This is a genomic window from Streptomyces sp. NPDC001480 (genome assembly GCF_042894725.1).
GTDB lineage: Bacteria > Actinomycetota > Actinomycetes > Streptomycetales > Streptomycetaceae > Streptomyces.
The window spans coordinates 313,804-332,734 of sequence record NZ_JBIAVX010000003.1 but is presented as its reverse complement, the minus strand read 5'-3'; the positions used below and the strand labels follow the sequence as shown (position 1 = coordinate 332,734).

Below are 18,931 nucleotides of genomic sequence, written 5' to 3'. Positions count from 1 at the left end.
CGGCAAAACCCCCAAGAGACGTCCCGTACAAAGGCGTACGGAACACAGACGGCGCCTGCCCAGTCCCCGACCGGACCTTGGGCAGGCGCCGCCGCCTTTTCCGCGCGGTGTCACGGTCACCCGGGGGCGACCCAGGTGACGATCACGGCGGCGGCGATGGCGAGGACGCCGAGAAGCCCCAGCCAGCGGGCGCCCTCGACGAGGCGCCAGACCGTCTTCGTCCGCTTCCTCTCGTACCGCAGCAGGCGCGTGGGCTCCGCGTAGACCTGTTCCCCAGGGCGGCCGTGCACCGCGAGGACACTGCACCACGAGGCTCCGATCAGAGCGGTGAACCCGAGGATCAGCAGGCAGATCACGGCCCACCGCGGACCGTGCGCGAGCTTGCCTAGGTTCTCCTGCCCCTTGAGGACGAAGACCGCCGTCAACAGACCGGTCAGCGAGGACAGATACGTCCGGTACCCCTCCGCCTGCCCGATGGCGAGCCGCAGTTGCTGGTGCGGGTCACGCAGGGCGTCGGCCCTGGCCTCGGCGTCACGCAGTTGGTCGTCGGTGAATGCCATGGATCAGTTCTCACCGGTGAGGCCGGAAGGCGGTGGAGCGATGGTGAGCAGAGCTCCGCAGCCGTGTGCGCCGGCGGGCCGTGGCTGGTGGTAACTCTCGCAGCGGCAGGTAGTGGTCCAGGGCTCGGTGCCAGGGCCCTGACGGCGGCCCAGGAAACCACCCTTGGCGATCAAGGGCTGCACGGGACCGAAGGATCGTGTCATCTTGCACGTACAGACCGGACAGTCGCCGACAGCGATCAGTTCCGGCTCGCCGTCGGCGTCCTCGACCGTCCACTGGAAGGTGACGAGGCCGGGATGGCGGTGGCGCCGGTATTCCATGGCCTGGCTCATGAGGGTGTGTCCTTGTCTTCCTTGTCTTCCTCGGGCGGGGGGAGGACCAGTCCGAAGAAGGCGGCGTAGCGGTCGAGCCGCTCACGTACCTGCTCCTCGTCGAGGTCCGTCTCCTCGGCGCAGAGGGTGATGTGCTCCTGACTCACCTGCCCGGTCAACGCGGGCGGACGTCCTGTCAGCTGTTCGGTCAGCAGAATGACGTCTCGCCAGTCCGGGATCAGTCGCTCCTCGTCGGGGTCCGGGGCACGCGTGGTGACCTCCAGGCCCAGGCAGCGGAACGGAGCGTAACGGTTGTACGTCTGCCCCAGGGGCCAGCCGAAGCGCCCAGCCACCAGCACGAGCTCGAGGGGGCCGAGGACGCCGGGGCCGAGGAGGCCGTCGTCGAACGCGGCGTGATCGAAGAGGCCGGGTCTGAAGTCAGCGAGGAGGGCGGCGTCGGGGCCGGTGAAGTGGCCGGGGGGCGCGGGGGCGCCGATGAGCGAAAAGGCAGCGAGGTGGCGGACCGAGTCGGCCAACGGGCCGTAGACGCGCGAGCAATGTGTCAGTAGGTCTCCGATCGTCAGCACCGGGCGGAAACGCTCAGGTCCTGCGTCGATGACGTTCAGTGTCCGGACGTCTTCCACGCTCGGCTGCAATTCGCGTGCCTCGGGAGGCACACCGCTGATCCGAAGGGCGAGAGACGGCTTCAGTTCGGCCAGTTCGTCGCAGACCGTACCCAGACTCTTTCCGCTGCTCGCCGCGAGGGCCAGGCAGTACGCCGGCGTCGCTCCCTCTCCGCTGAAGTCTCCGCTGAAGGACAGGTAGGAGCCGCCGGGGAGCCGGCCTTCGTCCGGGTCGGCGATCAGCAGCGGATGCGGGTTTCTGATCTGCTGTTCGAGCGACTTGCGGTCGGCCGTACCCCAGTCGATCAGGCCACAGCTGTCCAGCGCCGCCAGGCAGTCGGGGAGTTCCGCTATGTCGCCGTCCCCGGCGATGAAGCCGCCGACCAGTTGCCAGGGTCTCAGCGGACTGTCCTTCACCATCTCGAGGCCGTGCACCATCCCGGTGACCCAGTCAGGGGCGACCCATTGAGCCGCCTCCGCGGGAAGTTCCGGCGCTCGGACCCTGGTTGCGGCGGTCAGGGCGTTGATACGTTCCGCGAGGACTCCGAGTGTCGCCTCGGACTGTTCCGAGGCATGGAGCAGCTGGTAGACGGAGACCGTGTGTTCATGCCACGGCGGTGTACGGTCCAGCCCGTCCGACAACAGGAGCTGCTGGTCGGGCGGAAGGGACCCCAGCGCTCGCGCCTCATCCGTGACCGGTTCGTCGAGGCTGAAGCCGAAGGGGCGGAACTCCTCTATGAGGCGGGCGAGTTGCTCGAGCGAACTGGCACGCCCCGCCCGGTGCAGCAGGTCGACCGGGCCCACGGTCCCGGGCAGCCAGCTCGGTTCCTCAGACCACGGGCTCGTCAGCCGGGTGGTTCCTCTGTTGACAAGGTGGCTGACCTCGGCCCGGCTGACACGGCGGTCGGCGAGGGCGGGGCCGAGCTCCGGTGGCATCGGCAGTTCGGGGTCCACCTTGGAAAGGCTCAGCAGTAGCTCCGACAGCTCACCCAGTGGCATGTCGTGCAAGGACGACACGGCGAGCATCGGCGCGTGTGGCGCCGGCGGGCGTTGCCGGCTCAGCGCACGGCTGCGCCGCAGGAATCGTGACGGAACGTCGACCATGAGCCTTCGGGTGTGTTCCCGAAGGGCGACGTATGCCGAATACAGATCGGCTGCCGGCTGGGTGACCGTCAGTTCACTCAGGGACCGCAGGTCCTGGACGGCCGGGACGCGGATGCCCATGATCGCGTGACGGCGGAGGGCGCGGAGGAGTACCCGGACGGGCGTTCTCAACTGCGCTGACATCTGGAGCACGGACACCCACTCCCGGGGGATACCGTGCTGGAACAGGGCGGCATCCAGACCGATGGGCTCCGGATAACCCTCCGGGTCGAAACGATCCCTGGCCTGGCGCAGCCCCAGCCGGGTGGACTGCCATTCCTGAAGGAGCCAGGTCTCGTCCTCCCGGGCCCCGTCGAAGGCGGCGCCGTGGCCGTACAGCTCGTTCATGATGTTCTCGTCGCACGGGAAGCATCCGGCCTTGGCCAGCTGCACCTGCCCCGTTCCCAGGCGACTACCGGTGACAGAATCCAGTGTGGCGGTGACCTGCTCGGACAGCGCGTCCAGAACAGCGATGGCCACCCGCGGGGCGGTACGCGAGAGCCGCCACAGCCAGGGGAGGGAAACCTCCGTGCATTGGCCGACCGCCTCTGCCACCCCGCCGAGCAACTCGCACATGACGAGTTCCTTGTCGTAGGAGAGCAGCTGGTTGCGGTCCACGCTGGGTACCGGGCTGTGCCGCTCCCTAAGGTTGATCACACATCCGTACGACGGGGAAGCGTCCGGTATGAGCACGCCGTCCAGCAGCAGTTGTCCATGGCCCTGGACCAACCACAGGTCCCCGTCCATCCCGACCGGAAGTGGGTCATCGGGCCAGTCGTCCTGCTTCACCAGCTGTCCGGGCGTCCACTCGAGGACTTCCCCGACCTTCTCGCCGGACTCCCCGCGCTCCTCCGCCGAAACCCGGTGCTCCGTCACCCACAACTGCTTCCGCAGCGTTTCCACCAGCGAGGGGTGTTTCTCCCCCTCCTGCGGTTCCGCCAGGTACAGCCGTACCCGCGTTCCCCCGTCCTCCGGTACCTCCGCGTCGTGCGACGTCCCGATCTGTAGCAGACCGGACCCGGACTGGATGTCCGCGCGCAGCGCGGGTTCGGCACCGACGCGGCCGAAGCGGTCGACCGGGCGAGTCCAGACCACAACCTCGTCGGCGAGCATGAAGTAGCTGAAGACACCGATGCCGAAACGTGAGTTCATAGCCTGCTCGGTGATGCCCTCGCGGCGCCAGTTGCGCCGCTCCTGAACGAATTCCGGATCCTGCTCGTAGCGCTTGCCGGCGCGCGCGAACATGGAGGTGAGCCTGGTGCGGGTCATGCCGGAGCCGTTGTCGAGGCATTCGATGTAGGGACGTCCCTCGTGCCGGCCCTGAGTGAAAGCGATCGTGCCTTCCCAGGTGGTTCCCAGCCGCCCGTACTGGCGCCTCATGTCCCGGTAGCGGCAGGCGTCCAGGGCGTTCTGGTACAGCTCGCGGACCGCGAGCATCCGGTCGCCGTACAGCTGGGTCCCCATGAGCAGCGGTCGTATTTCGTCCTCGGCGAGGCGGAAGCGTTCCAGAGGATCCTTGTACCGGCCCGCCATCGGCCGGAGCTCGTCCGCCGCGACGCGGTCGGGCAGGCCGCGCAACAGAGGCTGGGACGGCGCGTCCTGGCGGAACGCCTGGACGGTGGCGTCGGCGGCGACGGTGAGTTCTTCCAGGGCCGCGTGCAACGCGGGATGGGGACAGTCGAAGCGCATGGCGAGGCCGTGGGTGTGCACCGTGCGCCCGTCCGCGGTGTCGTAGTCGAGTCCGTGCAGGGCTGAAGCCACCTGCCGGGCCACGATGGGTTCGTGCGCGCCGAGGTGGTCGACCAGGACGCTGGACAGCCTGCGGGGATCGGCAGCCAGCAGCCCAGCGGTCCACAGCAACCGGGCGAGCTGGTGCCCGCGCCACTGGTTGCCACGTATCGGCTTGCGGTCGATCCAGTGCTCGCCGTGAGCACTGTCGTTGATCCGGGGGCTGCGGTCGGGCTTGACCGTGAGGTGGCCGAGAACCTGACGGACCTGCCGGTCGATCTCACGGCGTTCCCCGTCGGTCCGCGGCCCGGCGGCGGGAGTGTCGGCAGCCGCCTCGATGGCTTCCACGACGAGGCCGACCAACTGGTCGACCGCAGGGTAGGAACCTGGCGGCTCCCACTCCCACAGGCGGTCCCAGTCGGCGATGAACCGGTGCCGCAGCCAGTGGTCCGCAGCGGCCGTGGCTTCCTTCAAGTTCCGGCGCCGGAGGGTATCCGCCGCCCGCACGACCTGGGTGTGGGCACGGCACACGTCCCGTGCGGCTTCGCGGACCAGATCCGCGTGGTCGACGGCCTGTGCGGTGTCGCCGCGCGGTCCCGGGTCGATACGGCCGGGCAGTAGCCGGCGCAACTCGTCCAGCGCGACGGCGACCACGCCCTCCTGCACCACCGCGGCGGCCAGCAGACAAGCCGTCTCTGCTGGGGACAAGAGCTCGTCGTCGGTGAGGCGTGCCCACTCCACCAGGGCGGAGAGCCGTTCCTCGACCCGGGCCGGATAACGCGGGTCGGACCAGGGGTCTTCCCGATGGGCGGCGGTACCCGCGCTGGACTCCACGACCCAGCGCACGATTTCGGCCAACCGGCCCTTGATCCGCTCATGTGCGGAGACAGGGCCGGACGTATGCCGCCAGAGGCCCGAGTCGCGGATGACCCGGGTCCACTCCAGCGTCTGCTCCGACCCCTCACAGATCACCGGGTCGCGGTGCTCGCCGTCGCGCAGCGGCCAGGGCAACTGCTTTGCCACCGTCGGTGGGTCCACCTGCCCGTACTCATCCGCTATCCGCGTCAACTCCGTCGCGGTGTAGCGGGCGACCTCATGGAAGGTGGTGGGCGGGGTGACCCGGGAGAGGGCCTCGGTGAAGGCTTGAGCGAACCAGCTGCCGGTGACAGGGTCCGCGTAGGAGCGCTGACCGGCGCCGCAGCTGTACAGCCAGTACGCGTTGTGGTCCGCGAGCCAGCCGCCGTCCTCGTCCCGCTGCTCGCCCCTGGCGCCGCCGCTCCGGCAGATGTCGAGGCAGATGATCGCGGTGACACCCTTCGGCAGGCGACGCAGGAGGGTGCTCGGGTCGGCCCGGAGCAGTGTGTTGACGTCCAGGGCGATGGTGCCGTCGGGCGCGGGCACGTCGGCCTGACTGTCGGTGAGGACGAGATGATCGAGCTCGCTGACCGCTTCGCCGTGTCCGGAGAAGTACAGCAGGGCGGTGTCGCCCGGTGCACAGGAGGCGAAGAACCGGGAGATCGCGCCGATGACCGGGCCGCGTCCGGTGTCCTCGCCTCTGACCTCGACCTCGTAGTCGGAGTCCTCCAGGGCGGTGCGTATGAGCGACAGGTCGCGGTCGACGAAGTCGAGGGCGGGGTAGCGGGCGGCGAGGCCGGAGTCCTCCGCGAGATACGGGGTCTCCCTGACTCCGATGAGCAGCGCGCGTCTTGCCGCTGCGGCCCCTGCTTCCCCCGTCACTGCCGCCCCCTCCGTCGTACCGACCGAAGCTCACATCATGACATCAGATGCCGCTCTGGACAGGTACGTCGTGCGGTCAGGCGGTCACACCGGCCAGCGCGTCGGCCTTGGCCCAGGCGAGGAACACGAGCAGCGCCAGCAACCCCACGCATACCCCCGCCTGCACCAGCGTCCGTCGCCCGTCCCGCGGCGCGTACGCGTACGCCAGTGTCACCGCGCCGCCCGCCAGCAGGCCGCCGAGGTGGCCCTGCCAGGAGGTGAGGCCGGCGGAGATCAGCAGCCACAGCAGCAGGCCGCCCATGAAGCGGTTGACGGTGTCCATGTCGGAGCCGAGGCGGCGGGCCATGACGTAGTAGGCGGCGCCGAGTCCGAAGATCGCGCCGGACGCGCCGACCACGAGATCGTGCGGGGCGATCAACAGGACCAGGACCGACCCGCCGAGCGCGGACAGCAGGTACAGGGCGAGGTAGCGGACGCGGCCCAGCTGCCCCTCCACGATCCGGCCGATGTTCCACAGCGCGGCCATGTTCATCAGGATGTGCAGGATCCCGAACGTGCCGTCCGTGGGCGGGCTGTGCAGGAACGCGCCGGTCAGCAGGCGGTACCACTCGCCGTGCGCGACACCCTCCGGGAGGTAGCCCGCCGGCACGGTGCCCAGCATCCCGAACCGGCCCACGACCGCCGGCCGCACCAGCTCCGCCAGGTACGCGAGCACGTTCAGCCCGATGAGCACGTACGTCACCAGCGGCACGGCGGCGATCCGGCCGCCGAACGCCGTCCTCGCCTGGCGCACCGACCGGGCGCCCTCCTTCACGCACTCCACGCACTGGTGGCCGACGGCGGCCTCCCGCATGCAGGCGGGGCAGATGTAGCGGTCGCAGCGGGTGCAGCGGACGTGGGACTCCACCTTGGGGTGGCGGTAGCAGGTGGTGACGGCGGGCGCGCCGGCTTCGGGGGCCACGCCTGGTTCGGGGGACTGGGTGGACTCGGCTGACTCGGGCGCCACGGCCGGCTCCTCGGGAAGGTTGGGGACGGATGAGCCGGTGGGGACGGCGGCGATCAAAATAGCGAACGGTGAGGCCGGGATGGGAAGGTGGGGCCATGGTCGCGATCAGTCTCAGCAAGGTGGAGCAGAGCGCACCCGCGCTGGTCAGCCTGTACAAGAGCGCCGGGGCGTCCCTCGCCCGGCACGGGCTGGACGGGCTGCGGGCCGCCGTCTACCTCGTGCTCGACCACTCCGGTTCCATGAAGCCGTACTACGCCGACGGCAGCGTGCAGGCGCTCGCCGACCGCGTGCTGGGCCTGTCCGCCCACCTCGACGACGACGGCCGGGTGCCGGTGGTGTTCTTCTCGACCGACATCGACGCCGTCTCCGACATCTGTCTGGCCGACCACCAGGGACGGGTCGAGCGGATCGCGGCCGGGCTCGGGCACATGGGCAGGACCAGCTACCACCTGGCGATGGACGCCGTCATCGACCACTACCTCGACAGCGGCTCCCGCCACCCCGCCCTCGTCGTCTTCCAGACGGACGGCGGCCCGATCAACAAGCTCGCCGCCGAACGGTACCTGTGCAAGGCGGCGAAGCTGCCCCTGTTCTGGCAGTTCATCGGCTTCGGCGATCCCGGCAGCAAGCAGTTCCAGTTCCTGCGCAGACTCGACGAGTTGGCGGTGCCGGAGAAGCGGGCCGTCGACAACGCCGGCTTCTTCCACGCGGGCACCGATCCGCGGACCGTTCCCGACGCCGAGCTGTACGACCGTCTCGTGGGCGAGTTCCCCAAGTGGCTGGTGGCCGCGCGGGCCGCGGGGATCGTAGCGGGCTGACGGGGACTACTGACGGGGACTCACCAGCCTCACCGGCCTCCCCGGTTGAGCACCAGGTCCCGGCACTCGTCCGGGCCGCCCCAGGCGGTGCGCAGGGCCCGGGCCCGGGTCAGCCAGAGGGACAGGTCGTACTCCGCCGTGTAGCCGATGGCGCCGTGCAGCTGGAGCGCCGCACGGGCCGTGGTGTACGCGGCCTCGCACGCGCTCAGTTTGGCGGCGGCCACGTCCACCGGGTCCATCGTCAGGGCGGCGCCGAAGAGCAGGGGGCGGGCGAACTCCAGGGCGATCTTCGCGTCGGCCAGCCGGTGCTTCACCGCCTGGAACGAGCCTATGGGGGCGCCGAACTGGGTGCGCTGTTTCACGTAGCCGACGGTTCTGTCCAGGAGGGTGAGTCCGACGCCCAGCGCCTGTGCGGCGGTGGCCAGCCGCGCCCAGGTGACGGCCCGCGCCACGGGCGGCTCACGGGTGAGCAGTTCGCCGCCCGGGGCGAGCGGGGTGAGGCGGCGCGCGGGGTCCAGGCAGGCGCGGACCGGACCGGTACCGGGCGACAGGCGCAGGCCGTCGGGGGAGAGGGCGAGGCGGAGGGCCGCCGCGTCGCCGTCCAGCGCGTACTCCGTGACGGCGACCGTGGCCATCGTCCCGCCCGCGACGAGCGGGGGCAGGAACCGCTCGGCCAGGCCCGGCCCGGAGAGCAGCGCGGCGGCCGCCACCGTCTCCACCAGCGGGCCGGGCACCGCGTGCCTGCCCAGCTCCACGAAGGCGACCGCGAGTTCCACGGGCAGCGGGCCCGCCCCGTCGTACGCCTCCGCGACCGCCAGCCCGAACACCCCCGCCTCGGCGACCCGCGCCCACAGCGCGCGCCCGCTCGTGTGGTCGCCGCGGCCCCAGTCCCGGATCACCGACGGGGTGTCCGCCGCCGTCAGCATCGCGTGCAGCGAGCCGGCGAGGGCGCGCTGCTCGGCGTCGAGGAGGAAGCGCATCAGCGGCGTCCCTTCGGCAGTCCGAGCAGGCGCTCGGCGACGATGTCCCGCTGGATCTCGTTCGTGCCCGCGTAGATGGGGCCGGCGAGCGCGAACACGTACCCCTGCGACCAGGCGGAGTCCGCCCTCTCGCCCTCGGCGCCGAGGAGGTCGAGGGCGGTCTCGTGCAGCGCCAGGTCGTACTCGGACCAGAAGACCTTGTTCAGGCTGGACTCCGGGCCGAGGGCGTCGCCGTCGAGGAAGCGGGAGGCGGCCGCGTAGGTGAACAACTGGTAGGCGCGGGCACCTATGAGGGCGTCGGCCACGCGGGCGCGTGCCGAGTGCGGACCGCCCTGCTCCCGCCACAGGGCGTGCAGCCGGTCGGCGGCGGCGAGGAAGCGGCCCGGGGAACGCAGGGTGAGGCCGCGTTCGTTGCCCGCCGTCGACATCGCGATCCGCCAGCCCTGGCCGGGCTCGCCGATCACGTCCTCGTCCGGCACGAACACCTCGTCCAGGAACACCTCGGCGAAGGCGGGCTTGCCGTCCAGGCGGCCGATCGGGCGGACCGTGACGCCGGGCGCGCGCAGGTCGAACATGAGGTAGGTCAGGCCCTGGTGGGGTTTCGGCGTGTTGGGGTCGCTGCGGAACAGGCCGAAGGCCCGGTCGGCGAACGCGGCCCGCGACGACCAGGTCTTCTGCCCGCTCAAGCGCCAGCCCCCGTCGGTTCGCACCGCCTGGGAGGTGAGCGAGGCCAGATCCGAGCCCGCCTCGGGCTCCGACCACGCCTGCGCCCAGACCACCTCGCCGGTCGCCATGGACGGCAGCACGCGCGCCCGCTGCTTGGCCGTGCCGTGGTCGAAGAGGGTCGGCGCGAGCAGGCTGATCCCGTTCTGCCCGACCCGGCCCGGCGCGCCCGACGCCCAGTACTCCTCCTCGAAGACCAGCCACCGGACCAGGCCGGAGTCCCGCCCGCCGTACTCCGCCGGCCAGTTGACGACCGACCAGCGGTCCGCGGCCAGCTCGGCCTCCCACGCGCGGTGGGCCGCGAAGCCCTCCGCCGTCTCCAGGGACGGCAGCGGCTCGGCGGGCACGTGCGCCCGGAGCCAGGCCCGGACCTCGGCGCGGAACCGCTCGTCGGCCGGAGCGTGGGTGAGGTCCACGATCGGGTCACCGTCCTTCCCCGTCACTCCCCGTTCTTCCCTAACAAGTGTTTGGTAGGTTAGCGTGGCCCTATGACAGGCGTCGAGAGCCCGGCACACGTGCCCGGGCACGGGCTGCTGAGGGGACGCACCGCCGTCATCACCGCGGCGGCCGGAGCCGGGATCGGCGGGGCGACCGCACGCCGCTTCCTTCAGGAGGGCGCACGCGTCCTGATCAGCGACGCGCACACCCGCCGGCTGAAGGAGCACGAGGCCGAGCTGAGCCGGGAGTTCCCGGGAGCGGTGACGGCCATACCCTGCGACGTCACCGACGAGGCCCAGGTGCGGGCCCTGTTCGACACCGCCGTGCGGGAACACGGGCAGCTGGACGTCGTCGTCAACAACGCCGGGCTCGGCGGGACCTCGCCCCTCGTCGACATGACCGACGAACAGTGGTCCCGCGTGCTGGACGTGACGCTGAACGGCACCTTCCGCTGTGTCCGGGCGGCCCTGCGCGCCATGCGGGAGACCGGGAGCGGCGTGATCGTCAACAACGCCTCCGTGGTCGGCTGGCGCGCCCAGGCCGGGCAGGCGCACTACGCCGCCGCGAAGGCCGGGGTGATGGCGCTGACCCGGTGCGCCGCGATCGAGGCGGCCGAGTACGGGGTGCGGGTCAACGCGGTCGCGCCCAGCCTCGCCATGCATCCGCACCTGGTGAAGGTGACGACGCCCGAGCTGCTGGCGGAACTGACCGCGTGCGAGGCCTTCGGGCGGTACGCCGAGCCCTGGGAGGTCGCCAACGTGATCGTGTTCCTGGCGTCCGGCTACTCCTCGTACATGACCGGGGAGGTCGTCTCCGTGAGCAGCCAGCATGCCTAGGACCACAATGGAGCCGTGCCGACCAAGAAGAAGCCCCAGGTGACCGCCGCGAGCAGGCCCGCGGCCGCCGCCGCTCACGACCGCCGCCGCGAACTTTTGGACACCGCCGCCGAGGTCTTCGCCGAGCAGGGCTACAACGCCACCACCGTCCGCAAGATCGCCGATCACGCGGGCATGCTCGCGGGCAGCCTCTACTACCACTTCGACTCCAAGGAATCGATGCTGGAGGAGATCCTGCGGACCTTCCTCGACGAACTCTGGGGCGGCTACGACAGCGTCCTGGCCGACCGGCTCGGCCCGCGCGAGACGCTCGAGGCGCTCGTCACCGAGTCCTTCCGCGAGATCGACCGGCACCGCGCCGCCGTCGCGATCTACCAGAAGGAGAGCAAGCAACTGGTCGCGCAGGAACGGTTCACGTTCCTCGCCGAATCGCAGCGCAAGTTCGAGAAGGCGTGGCTGTCCACCCTGGAACGCGGGGTCGCCGCGCACGTCTTCCGGGCCGACCTCGACGTCCGGCTCACCTACCGGTTCGTCCGCGACACCGTCTGGGTCGCCGCGTCCTGGTACCGGCCCGGCGGACAGCATAGCCCGGAGGAGATCGCCCGCCAGTACCTGTCGATGGTGCTGGACGGGATCGCCGTACGCGAATAGCCCTTATCCACAAGGGAGTTGTCATGGCCGAGGCCTACATCGTCGAAGCGGTCCGCACACCCGTCGGCCGGCGCCGCGGAGGACTGAGCGCGGTCCACCCGGCCGACCTGGGCGCACACGTACTGAGGGAACTCGTCACCCGCTCGGGAGTCGACCCGGCCGCCGTCGAGGACGTCGTCTTCGGCTGCCTGGACGCGGTGGGCCCGCAGGCCGGGGACATCGCCCGGACCTGCTGGCTGGCGGCCGGACTGCCCGAGGAGGTACCGGGCGTGACCGTCGACCGGCAGTGCGGCTCCTCGCAGCAGGCCGTGCACTTCGCCGCGCAGGCCGTGCTCTCCGGCACCCAGGACCTGGTCGTCGCGGGCGGCGTGCAGAACATGTCGCAGATCCCGATCGCCTTCGCCACCCGGCAGGCCGCCGAGCCCCTGGGCTTCACCGAAGGCCCCTTCGCGGGCAGCGAGGGCTGGCGCGCCCGCTACGGCAGCCGGCCGGTGAACCAGTTCGCCGGCGCCGAGATGATCGCCGCGAAGTGGGGGATCAGCCGCCAGGACCAGGAGGAGTTCGCCCTGCGCTCGCACGAGCGGGCGGTACGGGCCATCGACGAGAGCCGCTTCGACCGGGAGACCGTGCCCTACGGCGACGTCACCGTGGACGAGGGCCCGCGCCGGGACACCTCCCTCGAAAAGATGGCCGCGCTCAACCCGGTCATCGACGGCGGCACCGTCACCGCCGCCTGCTCCTCCCAGGTCTCCGACGGCGCCGCGGCCCTGCTGCTGGCCTCGGAGCGGGCGGTGCGGGAACACGGGCTGCGCCCGCGCGCCCGCGTGCACCACCTCTCCGTACGCGGCGAGGACCCCATCCGCATGCTCACCGCACCCATCCCGGCCACCGCCCACGCCCTGAAGAAGACCGGCCTGACCCTCGACGACATCGACCTCGTCGAGATCAACGAGGCCTTCGCCCCCGTCGTCCTGGCCTGGCTGAAGGAGACCGGCGCGAACCCGGACAAGGTCAACGTCAACGGCGGGGCCATCGCCCTCGGCCACCCCCTCGGCGCGACCGGCGCCCGGCTGATGACGACCCTGCTCCACGAACTGGAGCGCACCGGCGGCCGGTTCGGACTCCAGACCATGTGCGAGGGCGGCGGCCAGGCGAATGTGACGATCATCGAACGCCTGTGACCACCGGAGCGGCGAAGGGGCGGCCGCCCGCCACCTGCCGCACACCGCCCGCCACCTGCTCCGGCGGACGGAGTCCGGCGCAGGCTCCCGAAGCCTGGGAGGCCCCTTGGGGCCGAGCAGTGCGAGGGGGCCGTTGAGGAGGGTGCCGATCATCGAGAGGCTGTGAGCCTCGCCCGTACCTCCTCCGCCTCCTTCATGATCCGCTCCACCAGTTCCGCGCACGACGGCAGGTCGTCGATCACCCCGGCGACCTGCCCGGACGCCATCACCCCGAGGTCCGTACGCCCGTCCACCATCGCGGACTTGAGCAGCATCGGCGTGTTCGCGGCGAGCAGGACCTGACTCCAGGACAGCTCCTTTGCGTGTCTCAGGGCGAGCCCGTCCCGCACCATCCGTCGCCAGGTCAGCCCGGACAGCCGCCGGAACCCCGCCGCCCGCCGGACGGCGTGCAGCAGCGCGCGCGTGCGGCCGGACCGCTCCAGGGCCTCCACCAGGTCGGTGCGCAGCATGCGGTGCGGCAGGCCGTCCACGGCCGTGGTGACCGTGACGTCCCTGACGGTGGCCGCGAGGTACCTGGCCTTGACCGCGTCCGGCACCGTCGAGTCCGAGGTGAGCAGGAACCGCGTGCCCATCGCGATCCCCGCCGCCCCGTAGGCCAGCGCCGCGACCAGCCCCCGCCCGTCGAAGAAGCCGCCGGCCGCCACGACGGGTATCCGCACCGCGTCCACCACCTGCGGCAGCAGCACGGTGGTCGCCACCTCGCCGGTGTGCCCGCCGCCCTCGCCGCCCTGCACGATCACCGCGTCCGCGCCCCAGGCCGCCACCTTCTCCGCGTGCCGCCGCGCCCCGACGGACGGGATCACGACCACCCCTGCCTCCTTCAGCTCCGCGATCAGCTCCCGGGAGGGCGCCAGAGCGAAGGACGCCACCCGGACCCCCTCGTCGATGATCAGACGGACCCGGTCCCCGGCGTCGCCCGCGTCCGCCCGCAGGTTCACCCCGAACGGCGCGTCCGTGCGCGCCGCGACCTCGCGTATCGCCGTGCGCAACTGGTCGAGGGTCATCGTCGCGGAGGCCAGCACGCCCAGCGCGCCCGCGTTCGCCGCCGCCGAGACCAGGCGCGGGCCCGCCACCCAGCCCATCCCCGTCTGCACGACCGGGTGCCGGATCCCGACCAGCCGGGTGAGCGCGGTCTCCATCAGCCCCGCACCCCCTCGGGAACCTCGCGCGCGCGAGTGCCGCCCGGGTCGAGCACCTCGCGGATCAGCCGCAGCTCCTCGGCCGTCGGCTCCCGGGTCACCGGCACCTCCTCCGGTATCGCGAGCGCGAAGCCCGTCGCCTCCACGACCTGCGCCACGGTCACCCCCGGGTGCAGTGAGGCGAGCCGCATCGAGCGGTCGGGCGTGGCGAAGTCGAACACGCCGAGGTCGGAGACGACCCGCGGTACGCGGTGGTATCGAGCCGTGTCCGGATGCCCGGCGGCACGGTCGTACCCGACCCCGCACACCATGTCGACCCGCTCCACGAAGACCCGCCGGGAGTGCCGCGGTATCCAGTAACTCGTAGGGTTGTTCAGCGTGTTGAGCGGCGCCCCGCGCACGCCGAGCAGCTGCCGCCGGGGTCTCGCCCAGTCCCCGACGCACGAGATGTTCTGGTTGCCGAAACGGTCGATCTGGCTGGCCCCCATCATCACGTGCCGCCGCCCGCCGGCCACCAGCGTCAGATGCTGCCGGTAGGGCAGCCAGCCCTCGGGTGTCCCGTCCGGCCGGACGAGCAGCGCCTCGCCGTCGGTCAGCAGCAGGTCCGGCGCGAAGGTGAGCCGGGCCAGCCGCGCGCCCAGCGACGGGATCAGGCCCATGGGACTGGCCAGGATCTCGCCGGAGCCGCGCCAGGCGTCGGCGCAGGCGATCACGCAGTGCTCGGCGCGGGTGGGCCCGGTCATCGCCGCTCCTCCTGCCAGGCCCGTACCGCCGACCGGTACGCCTGCTCGTCCCCGCCGAGGAACCGCTCGGCGAACTCCGGCCAGGGCGTGCTCGTGTACTCCCGCTGGAAATCCTCGTCCCGGTCGTAGTCGGGGGCGCAGGAGGTGAAGTGCGCGCCGTTCGGCGCCTCGACGACTCCGGTCACCGCATGCCGCTTGACCAGTAGAGACTGCGGTGCCGCCGCCTTCGTCAGCTCGGCCGTGTCCACGATCCGCTCGCAGCTGACGTAGGCCGCGTCCGCCGCCTCGCAGAACAGGTCGTCGAAGTACGGGTCCGGACCCAGGTACTGCCCGTTGCCCAGCCGGTCCGCGCGGTTGACGTGGACCAGGGCGGCGTCCAGCCGCAGCGCGGGCATCGCCACGAACGTCTCCCCGTCCTCGTACGGCGACGTGACCGTCCGCAGGCCGGGGTTCACCCGCATCACGTCCGAACCGATCCCGGCCCGCACCGGCAGGAAGGGCAGCCGGTTCGCCGCCGCGGTGAGCCCCCACATGAACATCCCCTCGTCCACCTCCATCAGCTCGAAGGCCGCCCGCTCGCGCGCCGCCCGGTAGTGCGGTTCGAGCGGGACGGAGTCGAGCGTGACGAAGGCGGCCACCAGCTTGCGGATCCGGCCCGCGGCGGCCAGCATCCCGACGTCCGGGCCGCCGTACGAGACGACGGTGAGATCACCGATCCCGGACCGCAGCAGGGATCTGACCAGGGCCATCGGCTTGCGTCTTGACCCCCAGCCGCCGATGCCCAGGGTCATGCCGCTCTCCAGCCGCGCGACGGCCTCGTCGGCGGTCATCGTCTTGTCCCTCACCTACACGCCCTCCTTCCCGAACGTGTCACGAACCCGGTCGGCCACCCCGCTCACGGCTGCCTCGAAGGTGAAGCCCTGCTCGAAGCGGTAACTGCGGCGCACATCGACGGGATCGATCCCGTTGATGGCGGCCTTCGCCAGGCGCAGCAGCCGCCCGTCCTTGGCGGCGATCTCCCGCGCCAGCTCCAGCGCGGCCGAGCGCAGTCCGTCGCGCGGCACGACCCGCCACACCGAGCCGTGCGCGTGCAGCTCGGCCGCGCTCACCGTGCGCGAGGTGTAGTACAGCGTCCGCATCAGATGCCGCGGAACCAGCCGGGCCAGATGGGTGGCGGCACCCAGCGCGCCCCGGTCCAGCTCGGGCAACCCGAAGACGGCGTCCTCGCTCGCCACGATCGCGTCCGCGTTGCCCACCAGGCCTATCCCGCCGCCCAGACAGAAGCCGTGCACCGCCGCCACCACCGGGGTCTCGCACTCGTACACCGCCGCGAAGGCCTCCGCGCAGCCCCGGTTGGCGCCGAGCAGGGCCGGATGCCCCTCCGCCTGTATCTCCTTGATGTCCACGCCCGCGTTGAACCCGCGCCCCTCCGCGGCCAGCACCACGCACCGCACCCGCGGATCGCGCCCGGCCGCGCGCACGGCGTCGGCCAGGGCGAACCAGCCGCGCACCGGCAGCGCGTTCACCGGCGGGAAGTCGACCGTGACGACGGCGATCCCACTACTTCCGGGTCCCTTTTCCGGGGACGAGGTGGAGACACCCATGGACGCATCAGCTACCTTCGCACTCAACGCCTTTCCACCAAACATTTGTTAGGTGAGGCTTCGAAGCTAGCAGTCGGCTCCGACAAGCGGGAGGCCCTGTGGATAACTCGCTGCACGGTCGCACTGTCGTGGTCACGGGCGGCACGCGGGGCGTCGGGGCCGGGATCGCCCGGGCCTTCGCCGAGGCCGGTGCCCATGTGCTGACCTGTGCCCGCCGGCCCCCCGAACAACGCATCGACGGCGTCGAATTCACCCCCCTCGACCTCCGCGACCCACCCGCCGTACGCGCCTTCTTCGACGCCCTGCCCCGCGTCGACGTGCTCGTCAACAACGCGGGCGGCACCCCCTACCGGCGGCTCGCCGACGCCGACGCCGAGCGGCACGCCCGGGTGATCGAACTGAACCTCGTCACCCCGCTGACCGCCTCCCTCGCCGCGTACGAACACCTCAGGAGGAGCCGGGGAGCGGTGGTGATGATCGGCAGCGTCAGCGGCGGCCGTCCTTCGCCGGGCTCCGCCGCCTACGGCGCGGCCAAAGCGGGACTGGAGAACCTGGCCAGGTCCATGGCGGTGGAATGGGCGCCGGAGGTCCGGGTCAACACGCTGGTCGTGGGCATGGTCCGCACCGAACTGGCCCACCTCCACTACGGCGGCCAGGACGGCGTCGACGCCGTCTCCCGCACCGTCCCGCTCGGCCGCCTCGCCGCCCCGTCCGACGTCGGCGCCGCCGCCGTCTTCCTCGCCTCCGACACGGCCGCCTACATCAGCGGGGCCGGCCTCCTCGTGCACGGGGGCGGAGAACGGCCGGCGTTCCTGGACGCGGCAACCGCCAACAAGGAGGACTGAGATGAGCGGCATCTGCACGGACCGGGTCGTCGTCGTCACCGGCGCCGGGCGCGGACTGGGCCGGGCCCACGCGCTCGCCTTCGCCGCCGAGGGCGCCCGGGTCGTCGTCAACGACCTCGGCGTCGGCCTCGACGGCCTGCCCGGTCCGGACAGTCCCGCCGGGACCGTCGTCGACGAGATCCGGGCGGCCGGCGGCGAGGCCGTCGCGCACGGCGGCGACATCGCGACGACCGCCGGGGCCGCCTCACTGATCAGGACCGCGGTCGAGACCTACGGCCGGCTCGACACCCTCGTCAACAACGCCGGCTTCCTGCGTGACCGCATGCTGGTCAACCTCGACGAGGACGACTGGGACGCGGTGATGAGAGTGCACCTCAAGGGCCACTTCCTGCCGCTGAGGCATGCCGCCGCGCACTGGCGGGCCGAAGCCAAGGCGGGACGCACGCCGGCCGCCCGGATCGTCAACACCAGCAGCGGCGCCGGACTGCTGGGCTCGGTCGGGCAGGGCAACTACAGCGCCGCCAAGGCCGGGATCGTCGGGCTGACCCTGGTCGCGGCGGCCGAGCTGCGCCGCTACGGGATCCAGGTGAACGCGATCGCCCCGGCCGCCCGCACCCGGATGACGGAACACACCTTCGCCGAGACCATGACCGCCCCCGGTTCCGGCTTCGACGCGATGGCCCCCGGCAACGTCTCCCCGCTCGTGGTGTGGCTGGGCTCCGCCGCGAGCGCGGGCGTGACCGGCCGGGTCTTCGAGGCGGAGGGCGGCCGGATCACCGTCATGGAGGGCTGGCGGCCGGGCCCCACCGCCGACAAGGGAGCGCGGTGGACTCCGGCCGAGGCGGGGGAGACGGCACTGAAACTGCTCGCCGAGGCGGAGGGGCCCCGAGCGGTGTACGGGGCGTAGGGAACGGCTACGTGTCGCACTCCAGCACCGTCCGGCACAGCGAACACCTCGCCCGCACCCGCCCCCGCACCGGCACCCGGATCCGCTGGTGGCAGGTCGGACAGGGGAAGGAGACGCGCAGCCGACCGCCGACGTCGGGGGAGAAGGTGTAGCCGATGCCCGGCTGGGGCCCCGGGGCGTGGCGGCGGTCGCGGGCGTAGCGGCGGCGCCCCGCCCAGCCGGCGCCGGTCAGCGGCGGCTGTTGCTCGTCCCGGCGGGCCTCGGCCATGCCCTTGGCGTACGCCGTGTAGGCCTGCGGGCTGGTGAACCACACCGAGGGGTCCTCGTGGAAGAACAGGGCGCGCTTGGCCAGCACGTAGCCGAACTCCTCCGGGGTGAGGTAGCCCAGCTTCTGGGAGGACACGGCGTCCTCCCGGTAGGCGTCCAGCAGCAGCCACCCCGCGCCCAGGTACGTCGTCGCCGTGTCCGTGAGGATCTCGTTCTCCCGGGTGCCGGGGAAGGACAGGTCCAGACGGTGCAGGTAGACGTGCATCACCTCGTGGGCGAGAGCCGCGCCGATGTCCCGCCGGTGACCGCGGAAGCGGTCGTTCAACTCCACGAAGTACTCGGGGCCCGCCGCGAGTTCGACGTTGGCCGCGTGCGTCATCTCGCGGAAGCTCACCACCAGGCGGGCGTCCGGCAACCGGAAGTGCCGCACCATCTCGCGGGCCACCCGCTGCGCGCCCAGATAGAGGTCGTCGGTGTCGCAGAAGGCCACGTCGGCGGGGGCCACGCTGGTCGCGAAGGTCTGGATGGTGTCGTACGACAGGCGCTTGTACAGCGCGGTGATGGAGGCCCGCACCGTCTCCAGATGTGGGTAGCCGTGCTCGACCGGTCCGCCGTTCGCCACGTCCGTAC

The 18,931-nt window shown here is 71.6% G+C and carries 17 protein-coding genes; 6 read left to right on the top strand and 11 right to left on the bottom strand.

Annotation, left to right across the window (positions count from 1 at the left end):
* Nucleotides 1-116: 116 nt before the first annotated feature.
* The 4 genes from ACFY01_RS08805 to ACFY01_RS08790 all read right to left on the bottom strand — a co-directional run bounded on the left by ACFY01_RS08805 (nt 117) and on the right by ACFY01_RS08790 (nt 7,064).
* Complete coding sequence (locus tag ACFY01_RS08805; RefSeq protein ID WP_390734968.1) at nt 117-560, bottom strand: hypothetical protein; 444 nt, start codon at nt 558-560, stop codon at nt 117-119.
* A gap of 3 nt (nt 561-563) precedes the next feature.
* Nucleotides 564-893: a hypothetical protein gene (locus ACFY01_RS08800; RefSeq protein WP_390734967.1), complete on the bottom strand. Its 330-nt coding sequence runs from the start codon at nt 891-893 to the stop codon at nt 564-566.
* On the bottom strand, nt 890-6,103 hold the full coding sequence (locus ACFY01_RS08795) for a caspase family protein (protein ID WP_390734966.1): 5,214 nt from the start codon (nt 6,101-6,103) through the stop codon (nt 890-892). The genes ACFY01_RS08800 and ACFY01_RS08795 overlap by 4 nt, the downstream gene beginning before the upstream one ends.
* Nucleotides 6,104-6,179: 76 nt before the next feature.
* Nucleotides 6,180-7,064, bottom strand: coding sequence for a rhomboid family intramembrane serine protease (locus ACFY01_RS08790; protein WP_390735274.1), 885 nt, complete (start codon nt 7,062-7,064; stop codon nt 6,180-6,182).
* Between the two features lie 140 nt (nt 7,065-7,204).
* Here ACFY01_RS08790 and ACFY01_RS08785 point away from each other — a divergent pair, with 140 nt between their 5' ends.
* Nucleotides 7,205-7,927, top strand: a complete 723-nt coding sequence (locus ACFY01_RS08785; protein WP_390734965.1) for a vWA domain-containing protein — start codon at nt 7,205-7,207, stop codon at nt 7,925-7,927.
* Between the two features lie 29 nt (nt 7,928-7,956).
* On the opposite strand, the gene ACFY01_RS08780 is transcribed toward ACFY01_RS08785, so the two are convergent.
* The gene (locus ACFY01_RS08780; protein ID WP_390734964.1) at nt 7,957-8,907 is read right to left on the bottom strand and encodes an acyl-CoA dehydrogenase family protein; all 951 of its coding nucleotides are present in this window, start codon (nt 8,905-8,907) and stop codon (nt 7,957-7,959) included.
* Nucleotides 8,907-10,046, bottom strand: a complete 1,140-nt coding sequence (locus ACFY01_RS08775; RefSeq protein ID WP_390735273.1) for an acyl-CoA dehydrogenase family protein — start codon at nt 10,044-10,046, stop codon at nt 8,907-8,909. The genes ACFY01_RS08780 and ACFY01_RS08775 overlap by 1 nt, the downstream gene beginning before the upstream one ends.
* A gap of 72 nt (nt 10,047-10,118) precedes the next feature.
* Between ACFY01_RS08775 and ACFY01_RS08770 the strand changes: the two genes are divergently transcribed.
* The 3 genes from ACFY01_RS08770 to ACFY01_RS08760 are packed head-to-tail and all read left to right on the top strand — an operon-like array spanning nt 10,119 to nt 12,736.
* Entirely contained in the window at nt 10,119-10,904 is a 786-nt protein-coding gene (locus ACFY01_RS08770; RefSeq protein ID WP_390734963.1) for an SDR family oxidoreductase, read from the top strand.
* A gap of 15 nt (nt 10,905-10,919) precedes the next feature.
* Entirely contained in the window at nt 10,920-11,555 is a 636-nt protein-coding gene (locus ACFY01_RS08765) for a TetR/AcrR family transcriptional regulator (RefSeq protein ID WP_390734962.1), read from the top strand.
* Between the two features lie 23 nt (nt 11,556-11,578).
* Entirely contained in the window at nt 11,579-12,736 is a 1,158-nt protein-coding gene (locus ACFY01_RS08760) for an acetyl-CoA C-acetyltransferase (RefSeq protein WP_390734961.1), read from the top strand.
* A gap of 149 nt (nt 12,737-12,885) precedes the next feature.
* On the opposite strand, the gene ACFY01_RS08755 is transcribed toward ACFY01_RS08760, so the two are convergent.
* Genes ACFY01_RS08755 through ACFY01_RS08740 form a run of 4 tightly spaced genes read right to left on the bottom strand, consistent with a single transcriptional unit; the run spans nt 12,886 to nt 16,282 of the window.
* Nucleotides 12,886-13,935: an NAD(P)H-dependent flavin oxidoreductase gene (locus ACFY01_RS08755; RefSeq protein ID WP_390734960.1), complete on the bottom strand. Its 1,050-nt coding sequence runs from the start codon at nt 13,933-13,935 to the stop codon at nt 12,886-12,888.
* Entirely contained in the window at nt 13,935-14,678 is a 744-nt protein-coding gene (locus ACFY01_RS08750) for a CoA-transferase subunit beta (protein ID WP_390734959.1), read from the bottom strand. Before ACFY01_RS08750 ends, ACFY01_RS08755 begins: the two co-directional genes overlap by 1 nt.
* Nucleotides 14,675-15,523: a CoA transferase subunit A gene (locus ACFY01_RS08745; protein WP_390734958.1), complete on the bottom strand. Its 849-nt coding sequence runs from the start codon at nt 15,521-15,523 to the stop codon at nt 14,675-14,677. The genes ACFY01_RS08750 and ACFY01_RS08745 overlap by 4 nt, the downstream gene beginning before the upstream one ends.
* The gene (locus tag ACFY01_RS08740) at nt 15,524-16,282 is read right to left on the bottom strand and encodes an enoyl-CoA hydratase family protein (protein WP_390734957.1); all 759 of its coding nucleotides are present in this window, start codon (nt 16,280-16,282) and stop codon (nt 15,524-15,526) included.
* 98 nt (nt 16,283-16,380) lie between these two features.
* Between ACFY01_RS08740 and ACFY01_RS08735 the strand changes: the two genes are divergently transcribed.
* Together ACFY01_RS08735 and ACFY01_RS08730 are read left to right on the top strand one after the other, a co-directional pair.
* The gene (locus tag ACFY01_RS08735; RefSeq protein ID WP_390734956.1) at nt 16,381-17,127 is read left to right on the top strand and encodes an SDR family oxidoreductase; all 747 of its coding nucleotides are present in this window, start codon (nt 16,381-16,383) and stop codon (nt 17,125-17,127) included.
* A gap of 1 nt (nt 17,128) precedes the next feature.
* Nucleotides 17,129-18,034, top strand: a complete 906-nt coding sequence (locus tag ACFY01_RS08730; RefSeq protein ID WP_390734955.1) for an SDR family oxidoreductase — start codon at nt 17,129-17,131, stop codon at nt 18,032-18,034.
* 7 nt (nt 18,035-18,041) lie between these two features.
* Here the strand turns inward: ACFY01_RS08730 and ACFY01_RS08725 are convergent, their stop codons facing one another.
* Nucleotides 18,042-18,923, bottom strand: coding sequence for a hypothetical protein (locus tag ACFY01_RS08725; protein WP_390734954.1), 882 nt, complete (start codon nt 18,921-18,923; stop codon nt 18,042-18,044).
* Nucleotides 18,924-18,931: the final 8 nt, after the last annotated feature.